The organism is Pseudomonas sp. GW821-FHT10C09, assembly GCF_059415465.1.
Window position 1 is genome coordinate 68353 of the sequence record NZ_JBWKNG010000026.1, and the last position, 22740, is coordinate 91092.

At 60.3% G+C, this 22740-nt stretch carries 21 protein-coding genes; 13 read left to right on the forward strand and 8 right to left on the reverse strand.

The features are described from left to right. Positions 1–213 precede the first annotated feature (213 nt). The 6 genes from AC07N8_RS24280 to AC07N8_RS24305 all read left to right on the forward strand — a co-directional run bounded on the left by AC07N8_RS24280 (position 214) and on the right by AC07N8_RS24305 (position 4896). Positions 214–864 carry a hypothetical protein gene (locus tag AC07N8_RS24280; protein WP_493146057.1) on the forward strand — a complete coding sequence of 217 codons (651 nt, stop codon included), beginning with the start codon at positions 214–216 and terminating at the stop codon, positions 862–864. Next, the gene (locus tag AC07N8_RS24285) at positions 864–1295 is read left to right on the forward strand and encodes a phage holin family protein (RefSeq protein ID WP_493146059.1); all 432 of its coding nucleotides are present in this window, start codon (positions 864–866) and stop codon (positions 1293–1295) included. The genes AC07N8_RS24280 and AC07N8_RS24285 overlap by 1 nt, the downstream gene beginning before the upstream one ends. Further along, entirely contained in the window at positions 1292–2116 is an 825-nt protein-coding gene (locus AC07N8_RS24290) for a DUF3618 domain-containing protein (RefSeq protein WP_483843207.1), read from the forward strand. The genes AC07N8_RS24285 and AC07N8_RS24290 overlap by 4 nt, the downstream gene beginning before the upstream one ends. A gap of 323 nt (positions 2117–2439) precedes the next feature. Next, positions 2440–3324, forward strand: a complete 885-nt coding sequence (locus AC07N8_RS24295) for a manganese catalase family protein (RefSeq protein WP_493146061.1) — start codon at positions 2440–2442, stop codon at positions 3322–3324. 66 nt (positions 3325–3390) lie between these two features. After that, complete coding sequence (locus AC07N8_RS24300; protein WP_493146063.1) at positions 3391–4320, forward strand: ZIP family metal transporter; 930 nt, start codon at positions 3391–3393, stop codon at positions 4318–4320. A 39-nt stretch (positions 4321–4359) separates the two neighbouring features. After that, entirely contained in the window at positions 4360–4896 is a 537-nt protein-coding gene (locus AC07N8_RS24305) for a hypothetical protein (RefSeq protein WP_493146065.1), read from the forward strand. 361 nt (positions 4897–5257) lie between these two features. Here the strand turns inward: AC07N8_RS24305 and AC07N8_RS24310 are convergent, their stop codons facing one another. Beyond that, complete coding sequence (locus AC07N8_RS24310; protein WP_493146067.1) at positions 5258–6160, reverse strand: LysR family transcriptional regulator; 903 nt, start codon at positions 6158–6160, stop codon at positions 5258–5260. A gap of 106 nt (positions 6161–6266) precedes the next feature. Between AC07N8_RS24310 and AC07N8_RS24315 the strand changes: the two genes are divergently transcribed. Beyond that, complete coding sequence (locus AC07N8_RS24315) at positions 6267–7643, forward strand: MFS transporter (protein ID WP_483843212.1); 1377 nt, start codon at positions 6267–6269, stop codon at positions 7641–7643. Then, a complete protein-coding gene (locus tag AC07N8_RS24320; protein ID WP_493146070.1) occupies positions 7640–8914 on the forward strand; it encodes a glucarate dehydratase family protein in 1275 nt (424 codons plus the stop codon). The genes AC07N8_RS24315 and AC07N8_RS24320 overlap by 4 nt, the downstream gene beginning before the upstream one ends. A gap of 52 nt (positions 8915–8966) precedes the next feature. On the opposite strand, the gene AC07N8_RS24325 is transcribed toward AC07N8_RS24320, so the two are convergent. From AC07N8_RS24325 to AC07N8_RS24350, 6 genes are all read right to left on the reverse strand, one after another. Further along, a complete protein-coding gene (locus tag AC07N8_RS24325) occupies positions 8967–10526 on the reverse strand; it encodes an amino acid permease (protein WP_493146072.1) in 1560 nt (519 codons plus the stop codon). A 147-nt stretch (positions 10527–10673) separates the two neighbouring features. Continuing rightward, positions 10674–11834, reverse strand: coding sequence for an iron-containing alcohol dehydrogenase (locus AC07N8_RS24330; RefSeq protein ID WP_493146074.1), 1161 nt, complete (start codon positions 11832–11834; stop codon positions 10674–10676). Between the two features lie 3 nt (positions 11835–11837). After that, a complete protein-coding gene (locus AC07N8_RS24335; protein ID WP_493146076.1) occupies positions 11838–13229 on the reverse strand; it encodes an aldehyde dehydrogenase family protein in 1392 nt (463 codons plus the stop codon). Between the two features lie 7 nt (positions 13230–13236). Next, a complete protein-coding gene (locus tag AC07N8_RS24340) occupies positions 13237–14610 on the reverse strand; it encodes a glutamine synthetase family protein (protein ID WP_483843217.1) in 1374 nt (457 codons plus the stop codon). A gap of 116 nt (positions 14611–14726) precedes the next feature. Then, positions 14727–15251 (reverse strand): G/U mismatch-specific DNA glycosylase, encoded by a 525-nt coding sequence (gene mug / locus AC07N8_RS24345; RefSeq protein ID WP_483843218.1) that lies wholly within the window; start codon positions 15249–15251, stop codon positions 14727–14729. An 8-nt stretch (positions 15252–15259) separates the two neighbouring features. After that, positions 15260–15883 (reverse strand): TetR/AcrR family transcriptional regulator, encoded by a 624-nt coding sequence (locus AC07N8_RS24350; protein ID WP_493146078.1) that lies wholly within the window; start codon positions 15881–15883, stop codon positions 15260–15262. A gap of 227 nt (positions 15884–16110) precedes the next feature. Between AC07N8_RS24350 and AC07N8_RS24355 the strand changes: the two genes are divergently transcribed. From AC07N8_RS24355 to AC07N8_RS24375, 5 genes are all read left to right on the forward strand, one after another. Beyond that, positions 16111–17244 carry an HlyD family secretion protein gene (locus AC07N8_RS24355; protein WP_483843220.1) on the forward strand — a complete coding sequence of 378 codons (1134 nt, stop codon included), beginning with the start codon at positions 16111–16113 and terminating at the stop codon, positions 17242–17244. Then, a complete protein-coding gene (locus AC07N8_RS24360) occupies positions 17244–18713 on the forward strand; it encodes a DHA2 family efflux MFS transporter permease subunit (protein ID WP_493146081.1) in 1470 nt (489 codons plus the stop codon). The genes AC07N8_RS24355 and AC07N8_RS24360 overlap by 1 nt, the downstream gene beginning before the upstream one ends. Before the next feature lie 19 nt (positions 18714–18732). Beyond that, a complete protein-coding gene (locus tag AC07N8_RS24365) occupies positions 18733–20199 on the forward strand; it encodes an efflux transporter outer membrane subunit (RefSeq protein WP_493146083.1) in 1467 nt (488 codons plus the stop codon). A 31-nt stretch (positions 20200–20230) separates the two neighbouring features. Continuing rightward, positions 20231–21181 (forward strand): aldo/keto reductase, encoded by a 951-nt coding sequence (locus tag AC07N8_RS24370; RefSeq protein WP_493146085.1) that lies wholly within the window; start codon positions 20231–20233, stop codon positions 21179–21181. Between the two features lie 76 nt (positions 21182–21257). Continuing rightward, positions 21258–22196, forward strand: a complete 939-nt coding sequence (locus AC07N8_RS24375) for a LysR family transcriptional regulator (RefSeq protein ID WP_483843224.1) — start codon at positions 21258–21260, stop codon at positions 22194–22196. A 51-nt stretch (positions 22197–22247) separates the two neighbouring features. Here AC07N8_RS24375 and AC07N8_RS24380 read toward each other — a convergent pair whose 3' ends face one another. Then, entirely contained in the window at positions 22248–22520 is a 273-nt protein-coding gene (locus AC07N8_RS24380; RefSeq protein WP_483843225.1) for a DUF2790 domain-containing protein, read from the reverse strand. Between the last annotated feature and the right edge of the window lie 220 nt (positions 22521–22740).

A 22740-nucleotide genomic window follows, 5' to 3' on the forward strand; every position in this document is an offset into this window, starting at 1 on the left:
AGCAGGCCCATTTTTTGAGGCCGCTCCGCTGCCCAGCGGGAGCAAGCTCCCTCGCCACAGGTTACTCAGCGTCTGTTGTATCGGCTTTTCCGGATCACTCATCATTCCGTTGGAACTCCCCACACAACGCTCCGTCATCTGGAATAAGGGGGGCTGCGGGTATTTCGTGGCGAACCCTGTTAACGCTTTTTCAATCAGAAGGCGAGGGACGACATGAATACTTCAGACAGCACCAACGGGAACCAGCCCGATCAACCCGACTCCGGAGGCACAGAGCAAAACTTCGAACACTTGAAGGAAAACGTCACAGAAGCACTGGGCGATGCAAGGCAGCAGGCGGATGAGCAGTTTGGCCAATACCGCGACACCGCAGCGGACCAAATTGAAGCACTCGCGCAAGGGACCAAATCTTTCGTTTCAGAACTGCAAGACAAGGACACCCTTGGCATGTCCGATTACCTCGTGGACATGGCGGAGTCCATGAGCGGCCTGGCGGGAAACCTGCGCGGGAAAAGCGCGGAACAGTTGCTGCATGACGGCGCTGACCTGGCCCGTAACAACCCGGCCCTGTTCATTGCGGGCAGCATTGCGCTGGGCTTTGGCTTGTCGCGCTTTCTCAAGGCGGGCTCAGCACCTGCGGCGACATTCACCGCTGCCAGAGATCCAGCCGCCGGCCACTCGATGCCGCCATCGGGTGGTTTTGGCGCTCAACGACCCTACGAAACTTCCGTTCCCTCTCGCCCCGATCAAAGCCCTGACCATACTGCCGGCTTCACGCCGTCAGCACCCGATGATCACGGCCACCCTTCGGACTTCGCTACGCCTTCGAGCCCAGGTTCGAGCAACGTCAATGGAGCACTGTGATGAACAGAGAAGATCCCAATTTTCCGGGGGCAACCCCGGCGTCCGTTCCCGACCCTGACGCTTCGGTCGTCGGACTGTTGCGGCAGCTAGCCCGCGAAGTGCCCGCGCTGTTCACCAAGGAACTGGCGTTGGCCAAAGCCGAACTTCAGGCCAGTCTCACTACGCTCAAGGCCGGCATCGCCGGGGTCGCGAGCGGTGCGATTGTGCTGATGGCGGGGTTCATCATCCTGTTGATGTCCGCCGTCTATGGCCTGAGCCTGGTGATGGCGCCGTGGTTGGCCGCACTGATCGTTGGTGTGGTGGTGATGATCGTCGGGTTTGCCATGTTGCAGGCCGGGAAAAAACAGTTCGAACCGTCCCATTTGAAACCTGATCGGACGTTGGACGCCTTGAACAAAGACCAGGAAGCGCTGCGCAGGAGAGTCTCATGAACAATGAATTCGAATACGAGTCGCAAAAAAGCCCCGAAGCCATCGAGCGCGATATCGATGCGCAGCGGGCGAGCATCGGCAACATTGTCGATGCCCTGGAAAGCAAATTCACACCGGGACAAGCCTTTGATCAGGCGTTGTCGTTCATGCAAAACAACGGCACGACCTTCCTGACCAACCTGGGGACCAGCGTTCGAAACAATCCGGTGCCTGCGGTGCTGACATCGGTCGGCTTGCTGTGGCTGATGATGAGCCAGAACCGTCCGCCGACCCCACGCCCGGTTTATCCCGCAAGCCCGGATCACAACAAAGTGGGGGAGTGGGCTGATGGCTTGGCGGAGGGCATCGACAGTGCACGTGATCATCTGCACCAGACGGCCGACACGCTCAAGGACGGTTTCCAGAGTGTGAAAGACAAAGCGGCGAACCTGGGTGACAACCTCGGGGCGGCCACCGACAACATCAGCCATGCCGTGCATGACGCCAGCGATCGTTTAGTGCGCAGTACCCAAGTGGTGGGCGATCAGTTCAGCCGTATGCTCAAGGAGCAGCCGCTGATGGTTGCCGCTGCGGGTATCGCGCTGGGTGCCATGCTGGGGGCGGCATTACCGTCGACAGCGACTGAGCAACGCTACCTGGGCAAAACCAGCGCCGGGCTGGCCGACAAGGTCAAGCAACAGGCTCGGGAGGGGTTTGAGGCAGTGCGCGATACGGTGACCAAAACCACGGATCACTCGGACGTGGAGATGAACCCGGAACGCGATCAATCCGCAAGGACTGATGGTCCGGCCGATCTTTCTCGAGGATTGGGTACAACGTAAAGCGTTGAAGGAAAGACGGGAGGTTGAAGGTTGACCTCCCGTTTTTTTTCGCCCCTAAGAAATGTCGCGGCGATTAAGCACACCGCGCAGTGCGGTCGTGACAGCGGTTGAGAGTGACGTGCAGAGAAAAGTTTTAATGCGTTGAAAAGTGCCCGACGACTGGCGACAAAACAGGCAATTTGCACGGCCAAAAACCGTCGGTCGCGATCCCTCAAATCTTTATAAAATTTTTCCAGGGGCAACACCTTCAGATGACTGTGGGCGCCGCATTCGGTGAATCATCGAATGGGTATCGACGCCTTTCAGACCTGAGGAGATTCGTCATGTTTCTACATAACAAACGACTTCAATACACCGTGCGCGTCGCCCAACCCAATCCAGGGCTGGCCAATCTTTTACTCGAACAGTTTGGCGGAGCGCAGGGGGAGTTGGCGGCCGCGTCGCGATACTTCACCCAGGCATTGGCCGAGGAAGATCCAGGCCGCAAAGACCTGCTGATGGACATCGCCACCGAAGAACTCAGCCACCTTGAAATCGTCGGCTCAATCATTGTGATGCTCAACAAGGGCGCCAAAGGTCGACTGGCCGAAGGGGTGGAAGAGGAGGGTGAGCTGTATCGCGCAATCAACGGCGCCGGTAACGACTCGCACATCACCGCGCTGTTGTACGGTGCCGGCGCGCCACTGACAAACTCGGCAGGCGTGCCGTGGTCGGCCGCTTACGTCGATACCATCGGTGAACCGACAGCCGATATGCGCTCCAACATCGCTGCCGAAGCACGCGCCAAGATTGTTTACGAACGTTTGATGAACGTCACTGATGACCCTGGTGTGAAAGAAGCTTTGGGGTTTCTGATGACCCGCGAAATCGCGCATCAACTGTCCTTCGAAAAAGCCTTGCACTCGATCCAGCCAAACTTCCCGCAAGGCAAGATGCCCGGTATGCCTGAGTTCACTAACGTCTACTTCAACATGTCCCAAGGTGCCGAAAGCACGCGCGGGCCGTGGAACCAGGGTGACGATTGGGACTACGTGGAAAAACCCATGCCCGCCGTCGACGGCGGTGATGGCACAGCCAGTGTGGTGCTCAGCGCTGAAGAAGACTCACTGCTGATGGACATGAAGGCACGCACGATGTCTGACCCCGAAAGCAGCCCGGTAACGGGGGCAGATCTGGGCGCGGGTGCTCAAGGGCGTGAAAGCGTCTGATGGTGGTCACCGCACGCCGTTCGGGCGTGCGGTGCTTTTTCAAGTGTCGAGCAAGCAGGTGGTCTCATGTCCGAACCGTCCGCTCCTGTCAGAGCATCGTGGCACGCCGGGTTCTACTCGGGAAAAAGTCGCGGATGGCTGGGGCTGTTTTTTTGGTCGACCCTCGTCGGGGTCACCGTTCTGCTGCTTATCAGCGGGTACAGCGCTTTCACCGGGGCAAACCGGATCAACCTGCATTACGCCTTGGCAGGAGGCCTTTGCGGCTTTGGCGCGACTGCGCTCGGTGCCGTCGCTGCGGTCATCCTGCGCGACATCACCGCGCGTACCCAAGACATCATGCTGGGGTTTGCAGCCGGCATGATGCTCGCCGCCAGTTCATTCTCACTCATCCTTCCCGGTATCGACGCGGCTCAATCCATTTGTGCCAACAAGCTGTTAGCAGCGTGTGTCGTCGTGGTGGGGTTGGGATTGGGCGTGGCGCTCATGATTGGTCTGGAACGGTTCGTACCCCATGAGCATCTGCAGAGCGGGCGCAAGGGACCTGAGGCGCAGCGCTTCAATCGAGTCTGGCTTTTCGTCCTGGCGATTACCCTGCACAACTTGCCGGAGGGCATGGCCATCGGCGTCAGCTTCGCCACGGGGGATATGAAAGTGGGATTGCCGCTGACTACGGCGATAGCCATCCAGGACATTCCGGAGGGACTGGCTGTTGCATTGGCACTGCGAGTGACCGGCCTCTCCACACTGCGTGCGGCGTTGATCGCCGTTGGGTCAGGTCTGATGGAGCCTTTGGGGGCAGTGGTCGGCCTCGGTATTTCCACCAGTTTCGCCTTGGGCTATCCCGTTGCGTTAGGCCTGGCTGCCGGCGCGATGATCTTTGTCGTGTCCCACGAAGTCATCCCCGAGACCCATCGTAATGGCCATCAAACGCCCGCGACGCTGGGGTTGATGCTGGGTTTCGCCGTCATGATGTTTCTCGATACAGCGTTGGGCTGAACGGGCATTCGTCTTAAACGATTTCAGAGTGAGTTTATTGTGCCGAAGATTTTGACTTCCCATCTGGACGACACCGAGCTGAGCGAACACAACGCCAAGATGTTCGGATCACCCAAGGAACGCCTGGACTTTTATCGCCGGGAGATTCAATACGAGACGAGCATTCTGGCGAACCGGACTGACGCCTATCTGGCCGCACAATCTTTTTTGGTCATTGCCTTTGCATCGTGCATGGCCAATCTCAACCCTGAATGGGGAAAGTTGTTCACGCTGGTCGTGCCACCGTTTCTTGCCACGCTGGGACTTCTGAGTTCATTGAATGCGTGGCCCGGGATTCGAGCGGCGTACGACATCATTGACCACTGGTATTACAAGCAGAGCGAGCTCCTGCGGAGTGAGCCGATGATGGGGCTCGCGTATGACGAATCGCCGCTGTTCAGTGAAAGCGAGTCGACACACAAGGGGTATCGAAAGGCCCTGCTGTTTTCCGTTCGCACCCCTTGGATCTTCGCGACGTTTTGGGTTCTGCTCGCCAGCTGGTCTGTGTTTATCCAACTGGCAAAATCAAGTGGATAACAGAATTGGGTTCCCGATCAGCGCCTCCTGTCAGCCCTCATGAACTCAAGCTCCAGCCTCATGTTCCATGTAGAAACACTCTGGGATGCGCGCCGTCATGAACTCATTCAGAAACAGGCTGGCACCGCCTCTGGACAGAAAAATCCGGGCGCTGGATTCATGGTATCGAGCGTTTGAGAACTGCTCCCTGCGTAGGGAGTGCCCGGACGTCTACCATGAGGAACTGCTTCGTCTGGCTGACGAGATGGATCGCCAGGACATCGTTAGCTGGGAGGAGTGGCGAGACTTGCGAATCGAGGCGGATCAAGCTTACTTGCACGCTGTCGCGGGTGGGGATTACCACAGGTGAACCCCCACGCATTCACACGCCCCATCCTTCCCTGACAGCCTTGCGAATCCCCTCCAGCAGCATCGCAAACGCCGGGTTGTCATTGTTCTCGCGCCAGATCAAATGCAGCTCGCTCTGTACGCCTTCCCCCAGATCGATATCCCGGAACACCACGTTCTTGAACACCACGCTCGTGGCGCAACGCGGGACCAGCGCCAGGCCCATTGCGGCGTTGACCAGCGCCAGGATCGTCAGTGACGAACCGAGCCATTGCACGTATTCCGGCGCCACGCGGGCTGAGCGCAACATGCCGGTCAGCAGTTCGTTGAAGGGCGGGTAGGCGGCGTGGGAGTACATCAGGAACGGTTGCGCGTCGAGGTCCTGGACGGACACGGTGTCGGCAGTGGCCAGCGGGTGGCGACTGGGGACGGCCAAGACAAAGGGTTCGCGCACCAGGCACTCGGTGGCGTAACCCGGTTCCAGCAAGGGCGCGCGGACGATGCCCAGATCGATCCGCCGGGCGCGCAGGGCTTCGTGCTGTTGGTAGGTGTTCATTTCCGACAGATCGATTTTGACGTGGGGCTGTTTGAGGCGTGCTTCGGCAATCACCTTGGGCAGGAATTCGTATACCGCGCTGCCCACGAAACTGATGTTGACCGAGCCAATGTCGCCTTCGGCAAAACGCCGGGCGGTGACCGCAGCTTGTTGGGCGCGCTCCAGCAGGTTCTGCGCTTCGATGAAAAAGGCGCGACCGGCGGCGGTGAGGGCGACGCTGCGGGTGGTGCGGGTGAACAGTTCGACACCCAAATGGTACTCCAACAACTGGATCTGTCGACTGAGGGGTGGTTGCGTCATGTTCAGGCGTTCGGCGGCGCGACGAAAGTTGAGTTCGGTGGCCACCGTGGTAAAGCAGCGCAGTTGAGTCAGTTCGAACATTGATCTAATCCAGGTATCAATCGAATGCCAAGTTAGATTAGACGGGATCAATTGCCGCGTCCATGATCGGCTCGTCCCTAAAAAAACAATGAACGGGAGTTGCCTCTTGAATACCCTCCAGAATTCGCCGGACCCGAGTGTGCTGGCCCGCGCCGCGGCCAAGGTGAAACGCCATGTGCTGCCGCTGTTTGTGGTGATGTTCATCGTCAACTACATCGATCGGGTCAACATCGGCTTCGTGCGCAGCCACATGGAAACCGACCTGGGCATCGGCGCCGCCGCCTATGGCCTGGGTGCCGGGCTGTTCTTCATCGGTTACGCGATTTTCGAAGTGCCCTCCAACATGTTGCTGCAACGCTACGGTGCTCGCGCCTGGCTGACGCGCATCATGTTCACCTGGGGCGCCGCCGCCATGGCCATGGCCTTTGTGCGCGGCGAAACCAGTTTTTACGTGCTGCGCTTCATTCTCGGCGCGGCCGAAGCGGGGTTTTTCCCGGGCATCATTTACTACTTCACCCAGTGGCTGCCGTCGACTGAACGGGGCAAAGCCATGGCGATTTTTCTCAGCGGTTCGGCTATTGCGTCGGTCATTTCCGGGCCGGTGTCCGGTGCGCTGTTGAACGTCAGCGGTTTCAGCCTGCACGGCTGGCAGTGGATGTTCCTGATTGAAGGTTTCGCCTCCATTGTCCTGTGCGGTTTTGTCTGGTTCTGGCTGCAATCCCATCCGCGTGAAGCGAAATGGCTGAGCGTCGAAGAAAAGGACGCGCTGGTGGGGGCTATTGCGTTGGAGCAGCAGGCTCGCGAAGCGGCGCAGACGATCAAACCGTCGATGTTCAAACTGCTGGCCGACAAGCAAATCGCGCTGTTCTGTTTTATCTACTTTTCCATTGCCCTGACCATCTATGGCGCCACGTTCTGGCTGCCGAGCATGATCAAGAAAATGGGCAACCTCGGTGACTTCCAGGTCGGCCTGTTCAATTCGATTCCGTGGCTGATTTCCATCGTTGCGATGTATGGCTTCGCCGCCATGGCCAGCAAATGGAAACACCAGCAAGCCTGGGTGGCGTTGACGCTGGTGATTGCGGCGTTCGGCATGTTCATGTCGACCACCGGCGGACCGATCTTCGCCTTCGTCGCCATCTGTTTTGCGGCCATTGGTTTCAAGGCCGCCTCCGCATTGTTCTGGCCGATTCCGCAAGGCTATCTGGATGCGCGCATCGCGGCGGCGGTGATCGCCCTGATCAACTCCATCGGCAATCTGGGTGGTTTCGTGGCCCCGACAGCATTCGGTTTTCTCGAACAAAAAACCGGCTCGATCGAGGGCGGGCTCTACGGCCTGGCGGCCACCTCACTGGTCGCCGCCGTGGTGATCTTTTTCGCACGCACCGCACCCCGTGGCGACAAACCGGCCACGACCACCACGCCACAACCCACTGTCAGTCACACCGCTTTGAAACCAGATCCAAAGGGAGCAGCCTCTTGAAAATCACACGAGTCACCGTCACCCCCATCGCTTTTCGTGATCCGCCACTGCTCAATGCCAGTGGGATCCACGAACCGTTCGCGCTGCGCTCGATCATCGAGATCGAGAGCGACAATGGCTACATTGGCCTGGGGGAGAGTTACGGCGACGCGCCGGCGCTGGCGATCCAACAGCAGTTGCAAGATCAGCTGATCGGCCTCGACCCGTTCAACCTCAATCAGCTGCGCGCCATCGTCCAGGCCACCGTGGCGGCAAACAAACCGGCGAGCATCGCCGGCGCCGAACTGGCACCCGGTTCTCACGCCAGCAAAGCGGTGAGCAACGCGTATTCGGCGTTCGAAGTGGCGTTCCTGGATTTGCAGGCGCACTCGCTGAACGTGCCGTTGGTGGACTTGCTCGGCGGTGCGATCCGTGACGAAATTCCGTTCAGCGCCTACCTGTTTTTCAAGTACGCCCAGCACATCGACTCGCCTTACAAACCCGACAGTTGGGGGGAAGCGCTGAACGAAGAGCAGATCGTCGCCCAGGCTCGGCGCATGATCGAGACCAATGGTTTCAAGAGCATCAAGCTCAAGGCTGGCGCGCTGGAACCGGAGCATGAAGTGGCGTGCATCAAGGCGCTGAAAAAGGCCTTCCCGGGTTACCCGCTACGGATCGATCCGAACGCCAACTGGTCCCTGGAAACCTCGATTCGCATGGCCGAACTGCTGGGCGACGACCTGCAATATTACGAAGACCCGACGCCGGGCCTGGAAGGCATGTCCGAACTGCACAAACGCACCGGCCTGCCGCTGGCGACCAATATGGTGGTGACTGATTTCGACGAGTTCCGCCGCAGCGTGGCCTTGAACAGCGTGCAGATCGTCCTCGCCGATCACCACTATTGGGGCGGCCTGCGCGATACCCAGGCGCTGGCGAAAATGTGCCAGACCTTTGGTTTGGGCGTGTCCATGCATTCCAACTCGCACCTGGGCATCAGCCTGATGGCCATGGCCCACGTCGCCGCCTCGGTGCCGAATCTTGATTACGCCTGCGACACGCATTACCCGTGGCAGGAGCCGGACGAAGAGGTGATCAAGGGCGGCAAGCTGCCGATTGTCGATGGCTGCGTGAAAATCACCCGGGCGCCGGGGTTGGGCCTGGAGCTGGATCACGATCAACTCGGCAAGCTGCATGACCAATACCTGACGTGCGGCATTCGCCAGCGCGATGATGTGAAACAGATGCAGCGTTACAAGCCAGAGTGGAAAACCGTCAAACCACGTTTTTGAGGGCGTAAAACCTGTGGGAGCAAGCTCGCTCCCACAGGGATCTCACTTCAGCTCAAACGCGCTTATCCAACGCCGCCTCAGCTGCCGCAATCTGCGCCTGGCGCTGGGCAATCACATCGCCCACCGGCGGACCCTGGAAGCGGCGGGCTTCAAAGCCGAACCAGACAATCGCCGTCAGCACCAGGAAGCCAATGGTGATGTACAGCGCCCAATCGTTCGGTGGCTGAATGCCGATGATGAAAATGATCACCATCGACAGCACGGAGAGCAGGGCGAACACGGTGTACCAGAAGCGTCCCATGTTCCATGGCCCCATGGTCGGCCACTTCGCGGTCCCATAGGTAAACAGGCCCAGCACGATGGGGATGATGAAGGAGAAGAACAGGAAGATCACCGTGCAGGACACCACGATCGTATACACCGGCGTGGCCCCGACCGAGATCACCGACGAGCCCCAGTCGAACAGCACGGCGAGGGTGGCACCGGTCCAGATCGCCGCCACCGGGCTGCGGAATTTCGGCGAGACCGAGGCCAACGCTTTGGAGCAGGGCAGGCCGCCGTCACGGGAGAAGGCGAAAATCATCCGCGACACCGAGGTCACCGTCGCCAATCCACAGAGGATCTGCGAGACGAAAATCGCCACATACAGCGCCACTTTCAGTGTCGGGCTGACCTGAGTGTTCATCGCCCAGAAAAACACGTTCCAGCCTTGCTTGGCCGCTTCGTCCATGTTCGGCAACATCAGCACGAACGAACACAACATCACCCAACCGAACAGCAACGACCAGACCACCGACATGACCATGCCGCGCGGCACGGAAATCGCTGCGTTGCGCGTCTCTTCGGAGGTGTGTGCCGAGGCGTCATAACCGGTGATGGTGTAGATCGGCAGCAGCAGGCCGAGCATGAACACCCAGCCGTTCGACACCGATGGCCAGACCGCGCCGCCGGCATCGCCGGAGTAGTTGCTGAAGGTCCACAACCGCGCGAATTCATAGCTCGGTGCGGAGATCAGGCAGACGATGGTCAGCGCCAGCGCCGTGGCGAAAATCAGGTAGCCGGAAATGTCCGTGAGCTTGGCGGTCAGGCCGATCCCCAAGTGGTTGCACAGGGCCTGGAGACCGGTCAGCACCGCGAGGAAAATCACCCGCACCGTGGTCGTGTCTTCCATCCCAAGCGCCGGTCCGAACGCCCCGAAAAAGAAATAATAGGTGCCGACGTTGATCGCCCCCAGCACGGTGACCAACCCCAACAGGTTGAACCACGCGGTCAGCCATCCGGTGAAGCGGTTGCCAAGAATCGAGCCCCAGTGATACAGCCCGCCAGCGGTGGGGTACGCCGAGGAAATCTGCGCCATGGCCATGGCGAACACCCCGGAGATCAGGCAGCCGATGGGCCAGCCGATGCCGATGGACGCGCCGCCCGCGCCGGAGGTGCCCTGGGCGAGGGAGTTGATGCCCCCGGAGAGGATGCAGATGATCGAGAAGGAAATCGCGAAGTTGGAGAAAACGCCCATGCGTCGCGAGAGCTGCTGGGCGTAGCCCATGCTGTGCAGCGCCTTGACGTCATCGTCATGCGAGGCGTCGGTGCCGGGCTGGCTTGCTGGATTCATGTTGTGTGCCCCTTCAGGTTTTGATACGCGCCCCTCCGGAATGCCGGACGAGCTGGCTTTCAACCCCTTGTCGTACTGCTCCTGTCTCCCACCGTACAACCTGCCCGTGCGCTGCATTCATGTGTCGAGCACCGACAGTCAACTGCTCTACAGGCGGCCGTGAAACGCCGCGTCGAAAATCTCTGCCGTACCGGCCTTGGTCAATGGCAGCGGGTTGCCGCCGGCAGAAGGGTCGACCACGGCCATGTCCGCGATCAGGTCGGCCTGTTTGTCATCCACGCCTAATTCGAACAGCGTGTGCGGCACGCCGATGTCTTTGCGCAACTTGAGGATGAAGGCCAGGAAACTGTCGAAGCCGGGGGAGGGCAAACGCAGATACGCGGCCAGGCGCGTGATGCGTTCTTCGATGGCCGGACGATTGAATTTCAGGACATAAGGCATGAAGGTCGCATTGGTCATGCCGTGATGGGTGTCGTACAGCGCGCCGACCGGATGCGAAAGGGCATGCATCCCGCCCAGGCCTTTCTGGAACGCGGTGGCGCCCATCGCCGCCGCCGCGAGCATGTTCGCCCGCGCTTCAAGGTCGCCCGGCGTGTGCACGGCGCGCACCAGTGCGTTGGCCACCAGGCGCATGCCTTCCACGGCGATGCCGTCGGCCAATGGGTGAAAACCGGGGGCGCAGTAGGACTCCAGGCAGTGCGCCAAGGCGTCCATGCCGGTGCCGGCGGTTATTTTGGCCGGCATGCCGACGGTCAGGGCCGGGTCGCTGATGACCACGCGCGGCATCATTTTAGGGTGGAAGATGATGCGTTTGGTGTGGGTCGCCTCGTCGATGATCACCGCTGCACGGCCGACTTCCGAGCCCGTGCCTGCCGTGGTCGGTACCGCAATGACCGGGGCGATGCGGCTTTCATCGGCGCGGGTCCAGTAGTCGCCGATGTCTTCGAAATCCCAGACCGGGCGCGTCTGTCCGCTCATGAACGCGATGAGCTTGCCCATGTCCAGGCCGCTGCCGCCCCCGAAGGCGATCACGCCATCGTGGTTGCCGGCGCGCCATGCATCGAGGCCACCGGCGAGGTTGGCTTCGACCGGGTTGGGCTTGAGGTCGCTAAACATCGCTGCACCAAGGCCCGCGGCGAGCAGGGCGTCGAGGGCGGCAATGGTCATCGGCGCACGCGCCAGGCCACTGTCGGTGACCAGCAGTGGGCGCTGGATGCCCTGGGCGCGGCAGGTGTCGGCGAGTTCGGCGATGCGGCCGACACCGAAGCGGATGCTTGTGGGGTAATTCCAGTTCGCGGTCAGGCTCATGGCTCAGATCTCGTGGCGCAAATGGAAGGATTTGGCGCGGGTCAGGTGTTCATAACCGAGGCGCGACAGGGTGACGCCGCGTCCGCTGTTTTTCACCCCGGTCCAGGCCAGAGCCGGGTCCAGGTAATCGCAGCGGTTCATGAACACGGTGCCGGTGTCGATTTCATTGCCCAGGCGTTCGGCAGCGGCGAGGTCCTGGGTCCAGATCGAGGCGCTGAGCCCGAATTCGCTGTCATTCATCAGGGCGATGGCTTCGTCGTCACCTTCGACCGGCATGATGCCGACCACCGGGCCGAAGCTTTCCTCGCGCATGACTGACATTTGATGAGTGACGTCGACCAACACCTGCGGCGCGAGGTAGGCGCTGCCCGGTTCGTCAACGGGAAACGACGTGGGTTCAATCAGCGCCGTGGCACCTTGGGCCAGCGCTTCGGCGATCTGGCCGCGCACGAAATCAGCGGCGGCCGGGGTGACCAAGGGGCCAAGCGTGGTGGCTTCGTCCAGCGGATTGCCCAGCACGTATTGGCGGGTCAGGGCCGCGAAACGCTCGATGAAGGCCGGATAGATTGTCTTGTCGACGTAAATGCGTTCGATGGCGCAGCAGCTCTGGCCTGAGTTGAAGAAGCTGCCGTCCACCAGGTTTTCTACCGCGAATTCAAGATTGGCATCGGCACGCACGTAGGCCGGGTCTTTGCCGCCGAGTTCGAGGCCAACGCCAAGGAAGCGCCCGGTGGCGGCGGTTTCCATGGCCTCGCCAGCGCCGACGGAACCGGTGAAGTTCACTTGCTGCACGCGTCCGGAGCCAATGATGTCGGCAGTCTGACGGTGATCGAGCAGCAGGTTATGGAAAAGACCGGCCGGCAAGTTGGCGCTGGACATGGCCTCGGCGAACCGTTCCCCCACCAGCAGCGTTTGCGACGCGTGTTTGAGGATGACGCTGTTGCCGGCCATCAGCGCCGGAATGATCGTGTTCACCGCGGTCAGGTACGGGTAATTCCAGGGCGCAATGACCAGCACGGTCCCCAATGGATCACGCTGGATGTGCCGGCGAAATCCGCTGACGGGTGTGGGTTCAATCGCTGCCAGGGCTTCAGGCGCGATGGCGATCATATGCCGGGCACGCTCTTCGAAACCGCGCACTTCGCCCGCCCCAAACCGTACTGGACGGCCCATTTGCCAGGCCAGTTCGCGCACGATGTCCGTTTTCATCGCCAGCATCGCGTCTACCACTGCACTGCAAAACGCCGCGCGCTCGCTCAAGGGCCGGCGTTTCCATTGCGCCTGGGCGGTGGCGGCGGCGGTCAGTGCCTGTTCGATCTGCGTGGCGTCGGCGCAGCGGCGCTCGGCATAGACCCGGCCATCGACCGGGGAAATGAGCTTGATGGTTGCCGTCATGCTGACCTCAATAGCGCTCGAAGCCGCGCTGCAGTTCCCAGTCGGTGATCCGCCGGTCGTACTCTTTCTGCTCCCATTCGGCGGTGTGCACGTAGTGATCGATCACCTCGTCCCCGAACGCTTCGCGCAACATGCTCGAGGCCTGGAGCGCGGCGCTGGCTTCGCGCAAGGTCTTGGAGACTTCGGGCAGATGGTCATCGACGTAAGCATCGCCTTCAAAGGGCGGCGCGAGGGTGAGCTTCTCGTCGACCCCGGCCAGGCCCGCCGCGATCAGGGCCGCAAAGGCCAGATACGGGTTGAGGTCGGCACCGCCGATGCGGCATTCGATGCGGATGGATTTGCTGCTTTCGGCACACAGTCGAAAACCGGCGGTGCGATTGTCGCGGCTCCACACCGCCCGCGTCGGCGCAAACGTGCCGGCCTGAAAGCGCTTGTACGAGTTGATGTAGGGCGCGAGAAAACAGGTGATGTCGTTGGCGTACTTGAGCTGTCCGGCGACCCAGGAACGCATCAGTTTAGACATGCCGAACTCGGCCTTGGCATCGAAGAACAGCGGCTTCTTGCCGTTCTTGTCCCACAGCGAATTATGGATGTGGCTGCTCGACCCGGCCGCGTCATAACGCCACTTGGCCATGAACGTGATCGCCTTGCCTTGCAGTTGCGCGATCTCTTTGCAGGCGTGTTTGATGATGACGTGGTGGTCGGCCATGGTCAGGGCATCGGCGTAGCGAATGTTGATTTCTTCCTGGCCGGGGCCCCATTCGCCCTTGGAATTTTCCACGGGAATTCCGCTGGCTTGCAGGTGCTTGCGTATCGCCCGCAGCACCGGCTCTTCGCGGGTGGTCTGCAGGATGTTGTAGTCCTCGATGTAATGTCCGGCGGTTTTCGGCTTGTGGTAGTTGCGCTTGTGGATGGCCTCGTAGCTCTCGTCGAACAGATAGAACTCCAGTTCCGAGGCGAACATGCCGGTATAGCCTCGCTCGCGCAGGCGTTCAATCTGCTTCTTCAGGATCGCCCGCGGGCTGTGCGGCAAGTCGCGGCGATGGTGGTGATCGAGCACATCACAGAGTACCAGCGCCGTGCATTCCAGCCAGGGCACCCGGCGCAGGGTGGACATGTCGGGCTTGAGGACAAAGTCGCCATAGCCTTTGCTCCAACTGGCAGCGGCATAGCCCGGCACGGGCTCCATGTCGATGTCGTCGGCCAACAGGTAATTGCAGCAGTGGGTTTCTTCATGGCCGCTGTCGATGAAAAACTCGACCTGGAATCGTTTGCCGACCAGACGTCCCTGCATGTCGACCATGCAGACCAGGACGGTATCAATTTCGCCGGCAACGGCGGCACGCTTCAGTTCATCAAAGCTGAGAAGGGGCTCGGTCATCACGTCATTCCTGCGTGAACAGTGTGGGCCTGTCTGAAATAGCTGTTGCAGACGCTCTTCAGAAAAACCCAAACCCTACCGGAGCGAGCATCGTGCGCAATAAGCTGATCCTTAGCTTAGCCTACTGTCGATTTGTGCAAGTTTTGATGGAGTTGGCGATACGCTTCCACCAATTGATCCAGCGAAAACGCCAGATTTCGCCCGCTCGGGTTGGGCAGGATCCAGACCTTGGCATCGCCGAAGGTCTTGGGTTGAAGGCCCCAGGCAATCTCTCGCTGGCCGGTCAACGCGCTGTAGGCGGCCTTGCCGAGAAACGCGACGACGCGGGGTGCATGGCGCCGGATCTTCTGTTCGAAGTCGGCAGCGGCGGCGGTGAATTCGTGCAACGACAGCTGATCGGCGCGCGCTGTGGGGCGGTCGACCACGGCGGTCAATCCGCAGCGGTACTGCAAGATCGTCCGGTCGTTTTCCGGGCGCACTTCCTCGGGGGTAAACCCGGCAAGGTGCAGCGTGCGCCAGAAACGATTGCTTCGGCCCGCAAAGTGATGCCCTTGGGCGGCGGCCGTCATGCCCGGATTGATCCCGCAGAAAATCACGTCGAGCTGATCGGCCAAAATGTCTTCAAGTCCTTCACCCGCCATAAAGCCTCTCAACCGCAGATCACGTTGACCGCGTTGCGTGCCAGTTCGGTCAGCTCCGTGCGGGATTTGCCTGCCCGTGCCCGGATCGAAATGCTGTGCAGCAGGGAGGAGGCGAGGACGGCGAGGGCGGCCGGGTCGACATTGTCTTTGAGTTCGCCGGCGGTAACGGCTGTTCGCAGACGCGCTTCGAGATCGGCGTCGAGGCGGCTCAGTCGGTCCGACAGCACTTCGCGGATTTCAACATCCTCGACGGCTTCGGTGGTCGCCGTGCCAATCGCGAAGCAGCCACGGGGTTGGCCGTCGCCCGAGAAGTAGATCGACAGCTGCCCCTCATAGAAACGCATCAGTGCCTCGCTCAAGGTCAGTTGGTTGTCTGTGAGCGCCGCGTGCATGTCAGCGGCGGCAAATTCCCAGTACTGCTCAAGCGCCTTGATGTACAGCGCGTGTTTGTCACCGAAGGCGGCATACAGGCTCGGGCGGTTCATGCCCGCTGCCGTGGCGATGCTGTCCAGCGACGCGGCGGAATAGCCGGTACTCCAAAACACACCAAGCGCTTGCTGCAGCGCCGTCTGCGGGTCGTAGGCGCGCGGGCGTCCACGTCCTTTTGCTTCGGTAATCTTTTTTTGTGCCATGGCGTACAAAATCCTTGTGTGAAGGTGGGTCGAGGCATATTCTTACACCATCGCACAAAATTAAGGAACCAGAAGTTCCTCAATTTCAGGTTTGTTGAAGCAGAGCTCGAACTGGGTATAGCGGCGACGAAACAGGGTGCGGCGGAGTGATCCTTCTGACTGCGCACGGTATGGCTGTTTTTTATGGGTATTAGCCCCTGACTTCCCGGTTAAAGGTGTTTTCGATCATGACTAAACAGTTCGATATCCCTGCTTCACAAACTTTTGAGCACCCTGGGCCAAACCCGACAGCGCCCAACAAAAAAACGCTTAAAGAAACCGTACGGCCACTGCTAATGGTCGGTGTTCCGGCGCTCTTCGCCGCGATTGGGTACGCCCACTATGTCGCCGGCGAGCCCTACATCTCGACCGATAACGCCTACGCCCGAGTGGCCAAGGCCTCGATCAATGCGCGCACCTCGGGCCAGGTCATCGAGATTGCAGTCGAAGACAACCAGCCTGTTCGCAAGGGCCAGGTACTGTTCCGCATCGACCCCAAACCCTTGCAGATCGCCGTTGACCGCGCACAAGCCCAGTTGAGCGTCGCGCGTTTGCGCATCGACGGGCTCAAGGCCAGTTACCGCCAGCAACAGGCCGAACTGCAATCGGCCAAAGAGTCGGCCGATTTCGACCAAAAGGAATTTGGCCGCAAAAAAGCGCTGGTCGCTTCCGAGTTCGTGTCGAAGTCGATTTATGAGCGCGCCGACACCGACCTCAAAGTGTCACGCCAACGAATAGCCTCTATCGAACAACAGATCGCCAGCACCGTGGTTGCCCTGAACGGTAATCCGAACATCGAGGTCGACAGCCACCCGGCCGTTCGCGAGGCCAAGGCGCAGCTGGATGAAACCCAGCTCTACCTCTCGTACGCCACGGTCTATGCGCCGGACGACGGCATCGTCGCCAAGGTCGATGATTTGCAGGTGGGCAATTTCGTCAACAACGGCGCGCCAGCCTTTGCACTGCTGTCCGATCGCGAGGTGTGGGTAGAAGCCAACTTCCGCGAAACGGACGTGACCCATATGCGTCCGGGTCAGTCCGCGACCATTCATCTCGATACCTACCCGGATCACGAATTCAAGGCCCACGTGATCAGCATGAGCCCCGGCGCCGGCTCGGACTTCGCCTTGCTGCCGCCGGAAAACGCCACCGGCAACTGGGTCAAGGTCGTGCAGCGGGTGCCGGTGCGGCTCGAACTCGACGAGCTCGACCCGCAAATGCCGCTGTATTCGGGGATCAGCGCCACGGTCAAGGTCGATACCGGGCACCGCACACCGTGGTGGCATCCAATCAAGGCGCTGTTTACCTCAGGAGCCTCCTGATGAACACCACCCCCGCAGGTTCATTAAGGCTTGCCGCATTGCTCGCGACTTTTATGCAATCGGCAAACCTGCCTTTGCCCAATGCCGTGCTCCGTTTGATCCAGGGCAGTATGTCGATGACCGACGACCAGGCCGGGTGGATCTTCACCGCGTACCTTGCGGCGAGTGCGATCACCATGCCGATCGCGCAATGGCTCGCCGGTCGCTATGGCTTGAAGCGGGTGTATCAAACCGCGCTGGCCGTGTTCGTCCTGGGCTTGCTGCTCGCGACCCTGGCCTCGACGCCGCTGGAATTTATCGGCGCGCGGATTATCCAGGGCCTGGCAAGTGGGGTGCTGGCGCCGTTGTCGATGGCGATTGCCCTGGAAACGCTGCCAATGGAGAAACGCGCCAAGTTCGGCGCGACGTGGACCGCCATCGTGCTGCTGGGCATCGTCAGCGGCCCGAGCATCGGCGGCTGGGTCGCCGAGCATTTCGGCTGGCGCCCGATCTTCTACATCAGCCTGCCGCTGTCGGCGTACATCTTCCTGGTGATCGCGCTGTTGTTGGCCGAGAAGAAGGCCGAGAAACGCCCAACGTTCGACTTCTTCGGTTTCGGCACCTTCACGCTGGGGCTGATCAGCCTGCAAATGTTGCTCGATCGCGGTGAACGCCTGGACTGGTTTGCCTCAACCGAGATCTGGCTGGAAGCGATCGGCTGTGGGCTCGGGCTCTACCTGTTCCTCGTGCATGTGTTGACCGCGAAGGTGCATTTCCTCAACAAACGTTTGTTCAGCGACCGCAACTTCGTGCTGTCGACGGTGATCTTTTTTGCGGTGGGTTTCGTGCTGCTGTCGACCATGGCGCTGACCTCGCCGATGCTCGATGAAATCCTCGGCTACCCGCCGGACACCACCGGTTCGCTGACCATCCCGCGCGGCATGGGCCTGGTCGGTGCGTTTTTGCTGATGGGGCGTGTTCCGGAGCGTTTCGACCGTCGTTTCTTCGTGGCGGCAGGCGTGGCCATCGTGGTGTACGCCAACTGGCTGATGCTCGGTTATTCGCCGTTGATGGACTGGTGGCCGGTGGCGCTGGCCGGGGCGATTCAGGGCATCGGCATCGGCATGTTGATGCCGTCGCTGACCAAGGTTGCGTTCAGCACGCTTGACCCGACGCTGCGCCCGGAAGGCACCGGTCTGTTCAACCTGTCGCGTGTGTACGGCAGCACCCTCGGAGTGGCGATTGTGCAGCTGTATTTCTTCAACAACACCCACGCGATGCACATGGCGCTGGCCAGTAACCTGACGCCGTATGGCGCGGCCGCGCATTCGGCGGCGACGTCCCTGCAAGCCATGGCGGGGCTCAACGAAATGATCACCGGCCAGGCGGCGTTTATCGGCGTGGTCGGCCAATTCAAGATTTTGATGTACGCGATGCTGGTGGTCAGCCCACTGGTGATCTTTCTTCGCAAGCCCGTTGCGACCAACTAGTTTTCGTGGAGTTTGCCTCATGAAATCCAATGCGCGCTTCATCAACAGACAACTGATCAACACCACGTTCGGAGCGGTGGCGGTGCTGGTGTTCCTGACCGCTTGCACGGTCGGCCCCGATTATCAAATGCCTGCGCCGAGTCCGTCGCAACACTACGATCAACAGGCTGAGCAGCGTCTCGGCCAACGCATCGACCTGGGCAAAAAGGTTAACGGCGACTGGTGGACGGCGTTTCGTTCGCCCAAGCTCGACAGCGTTGTGCGCCGGGCCATCGACGGCAATCTGCAACTCGTCGCGGCCGATGCCACGATCCGCCAGGCTTCGTCCTCGGTCGCGGCGGCTCAAGGGGTGCTGTATCCGCAGGTGGATTTTGCCGCCCAGGCCGGTCGCCAGCGCACGCACAACGGACCGCAGCCGGTGGTTTCCAACTTCTATGCCATCGGTCCTCGGGTCGGCTTCGACCTGGATGTGTTCGGTGGCAACAAGCGCCAGGTTGAACAACAGGAAGCACTGACGGCGTTTCAGAAACATCGCTACGAAGCGGCGTACCTGACCCTGACGGGCAATGTCGCCAGCCAGGCATTGCTGATGGCCTCGGCGAACGCGCAGATCCAGGCCGTGGAAAAACTGCTGGCCAATGACACCAAAAACCTTGAACTGGTGCGCATGGCCCACGCCAACGGCAGCACCACGCAGATCGATGTGTCGCTGGCCGAAACCCGGCTCGCCCAGGACCGCACGCTGTTGCCGCCCCTCGCTCAGCAGCGTGATTCGGCCCGGCATGCGCTGTCGATCCTGACCGGCAAAGGCCCGGCTGACTGGATCGCGCCGGACTTCGACTTGAGTGAATTTGCCCTGCCAGCCAACGTGCCCGTCAGTCTGCCCTCGGAAATGGCCCACACCCGGCCGGACGTTCTGCAAGCCGAAGCGCAACTGCACGCGGCCAGCGCCGCCGTCGGTGTCGCGACCGCCAACCTTTATCCGCATGTGGAGTTGTCAGCGTTTCTCGCGCAGTCGGCGTCCGGCAATGGCGGCGCCGCGCTCTGGGGCTTTGCCGCCGGGGTGGCGGGGCCGATCTTCAATGGCGGCACCCTCAAGGCTGAACGCCAGGCGGCGGTCGACGGCTACAACGCCTCGCTCGCGGATTATCAGCAGACCGTCATCCAGTCGTTCGGTCAAGTCGCTGACACGCTGCAAGCCATCAACCATCACGCCGAAGAAAACCTCGCCCAGGAAGACGCCTTGCGCGCCGCCGACAGCAGTTTTCGCTTGAACCAGCAAGCGTATGCTCAAGGCGAGAACAGCATTCTCCAGGTGCTTGAGGCCGAGCGCGCGTATGAACAGGCGCTGTTGGGACAGATCAGGGTGAAAACCGCGCAGTACCTCGACACCGTCCAGTTGTTTGTCGCCCTCGGCGGCAATTCGGTTGGCGTGTTTGAGCAGCGAGTCGCCAGTCGCGACGAATCCAAACGTTCATATCAGTAAAGGCTGCGGCCTCAGAGAGTGGAGTAACGACATGACCTACGAAGCCTTTCACGACGAACTTCGCGAAACAAAATTTGCGCTGAACCACGGCTCGGCTGAAATGCCCGCTGTTGGTTTTGGCACGCTGTTCCGCGACCTCTCCGTCACAACCCAAGCAGTCACCTACGCACTGGAAACCGGTTTCCGCCATTTCGACTGCGCCGAGCGTTATCGCAACGAAGAAGCGGTGGGCGTGGCGTTCAAGACCTTCATCGACTCGGGCAAGGCCCGGCGCGAAGACCTGTTCATCACCACCAAACTGTGGAACACCAACCACCGTCCCGAGCGTGTGTTGCCGGCGTTCGAGGCCAGTTGCCGTCGGCTTCAGGTGGATTACGTTGACTGCTACCTGATCCACACGCCATTCGCCTTTCAACCCGGTGATGACCAGGAACCCCGGGACCCGTTCGGCCACATGATCTACGACTCTGGCGTGACTTTGCTCGATACCTGGCGGGCGCTGGAACAGCTCGTGGATGAAGGGCGCTGCAAGTCCATCGGCTTGTCGGACATCACCCTGGAGGCGTTGAAGGCGATTGTCGACGTGGCGCGGATCAAACCCTCTGTCGTGCAGGTGGAATCCCACCCGTATCTGCCGGAATGGGAGCTGCTGGAGTTCTGCAAGCAGCACGGCATCATCGTCCTCGCCTTTGCACCGCTCGGCCATGGCATGCAGCCTGCGGTGCTGGAAGATCCGGTGCTGACCGGCATTGCGAAACACGTGCAGAGAACCCCGGCGCAAGTCGCCCTGGCCTGGTCGGTGCAGCGCGGTGTGGCGTTTCTGACCACGTCTGCGACACTGAGCCATATTCAGGAAAACTTTGACATTGCCACGCTGCCGCACCGGGCCATGCTTGAGATCAAGCAGGACATCACGACTCGAGTGCGCTTCAACTCGGTGGTGGAAACCGGTATCCCGGGCTTTATCCCGGGCAAAAGGTAACCCATGCCAGCGCGGCGGCCTGATCTCAGGCCGCCGCTTTTTTTTGACCGTTCAATTGTGCGCCGAGGCAAAACCGATGGACGTTTTCCAAACCATGCGTTGTTTCATCGCGGTGGCCCAGAGCGGTAGCTTCACGGCCGCAGCGGTGATGCTGGACACCTCGACCACCAACATTTCCAAAGCGGTTTCCAGCCTGGAGGCGCGGCTGCAAACACGCCTGATCAACCGCACGACCCGGCGCCTGGCCCTGACCGAAGCGGGGCTGCGCTATTTGCAACGCTGCGAGAAGATTATCGAGGAGATGCGCGAAGCCGATGAAGAAGCGGGAACGGCGCAAACCAGGCCTGTGGGCCGGCTGAAAATCCATGCGATGTCCGCCGTCGGCAATCACTACGTGATCAACGCCATCGCCCGGTACAGAGAGACGCACCCTTCGGTGATGTTTGATTTGACCCTGACCAATCGGCTGCCGGACTTGCTGGAAGAAGGCTATGACATGTCGATTGTATTGGCGCGGGACCTACCCGATTCAGGCTTTGTCGCGCAGCGGCTGGGCATTACCTACAGCATTCTTTGCGCCTCGCCGGCGTACCTGAAGAAACGCGGAATTCCCGACGCACCGGGTGCACTGGGCGCACATGATTGCCTGAGGATTGTGAATACGGTGATGCCGGCGGAAAACTGGGTATTCGCGGGGCCCGAAGGCGTGGAGACGGTGAGCACACCGATGTCGCCGTTTCACGTCAACACAGCGGATGCGATGACAGTGGCGATCAGCAACGGAATGGGCATCGGCATTCAACCGATTGCATCTGCCGTGGAAGGTTTGAAAGCGGGGACCTTGGTGCGGGTGTTGCCCGAATATCATTTTGAAGAACTGAATGTGTTTGCCATCTACCCGTCACGCAAATTCGTCGATGCGAAAATCAAGACGTGGGTGGATTTTCTCAAGGATTACATTCCGATCCTGTTGGCCTCTGATGAAAAAATCGTCGGTTCAAGTAAAAACAGATAAACGCCAGTGCCGCCGGTATGGAGTGTCGACCCTCCATCGTCTGCACGGTACTCAACCGTTGGAACAGCCGGTGCCCATGACTTGGTACTGCAGGACATGTCGTTGGCCGCGCGAGTCTTCGTAGGTCATTTGTGCTGGTACCGGGCCACACTGGTCGCCGACGTCTGACACGCTGATGACGCGTTTGATGTCGAGGTGGGTGTCGTAGGTATAGGTTTCAACCGGGGTGTTGGCAGTTGCGGCCGTTGCAGAACTGTCGTCAGCGAAGGCGGGGGCGCCGAGACTGGCCAGTGTCAGCAGAAGAGCGAATTTCGAAAGTTTCATGGCGTTCACCGTATCGTTTGAGGAGGGTCGGGTTGGTTTTCTACCTTGAGAGCTGTTTGCAAATGCTCACGGGGTAGGAACGATGCTAGGGGTTTGCCCCTGCTCCAAACAGCCGCCCGAGGGACAAACACTGTTGCCGGTTTGCGCATGAATACGGGCCTTGTGGACGTCATCACTGCCCGTGTGGCATGGTCGAAAAAAATGCCACGCAGCCAACAGG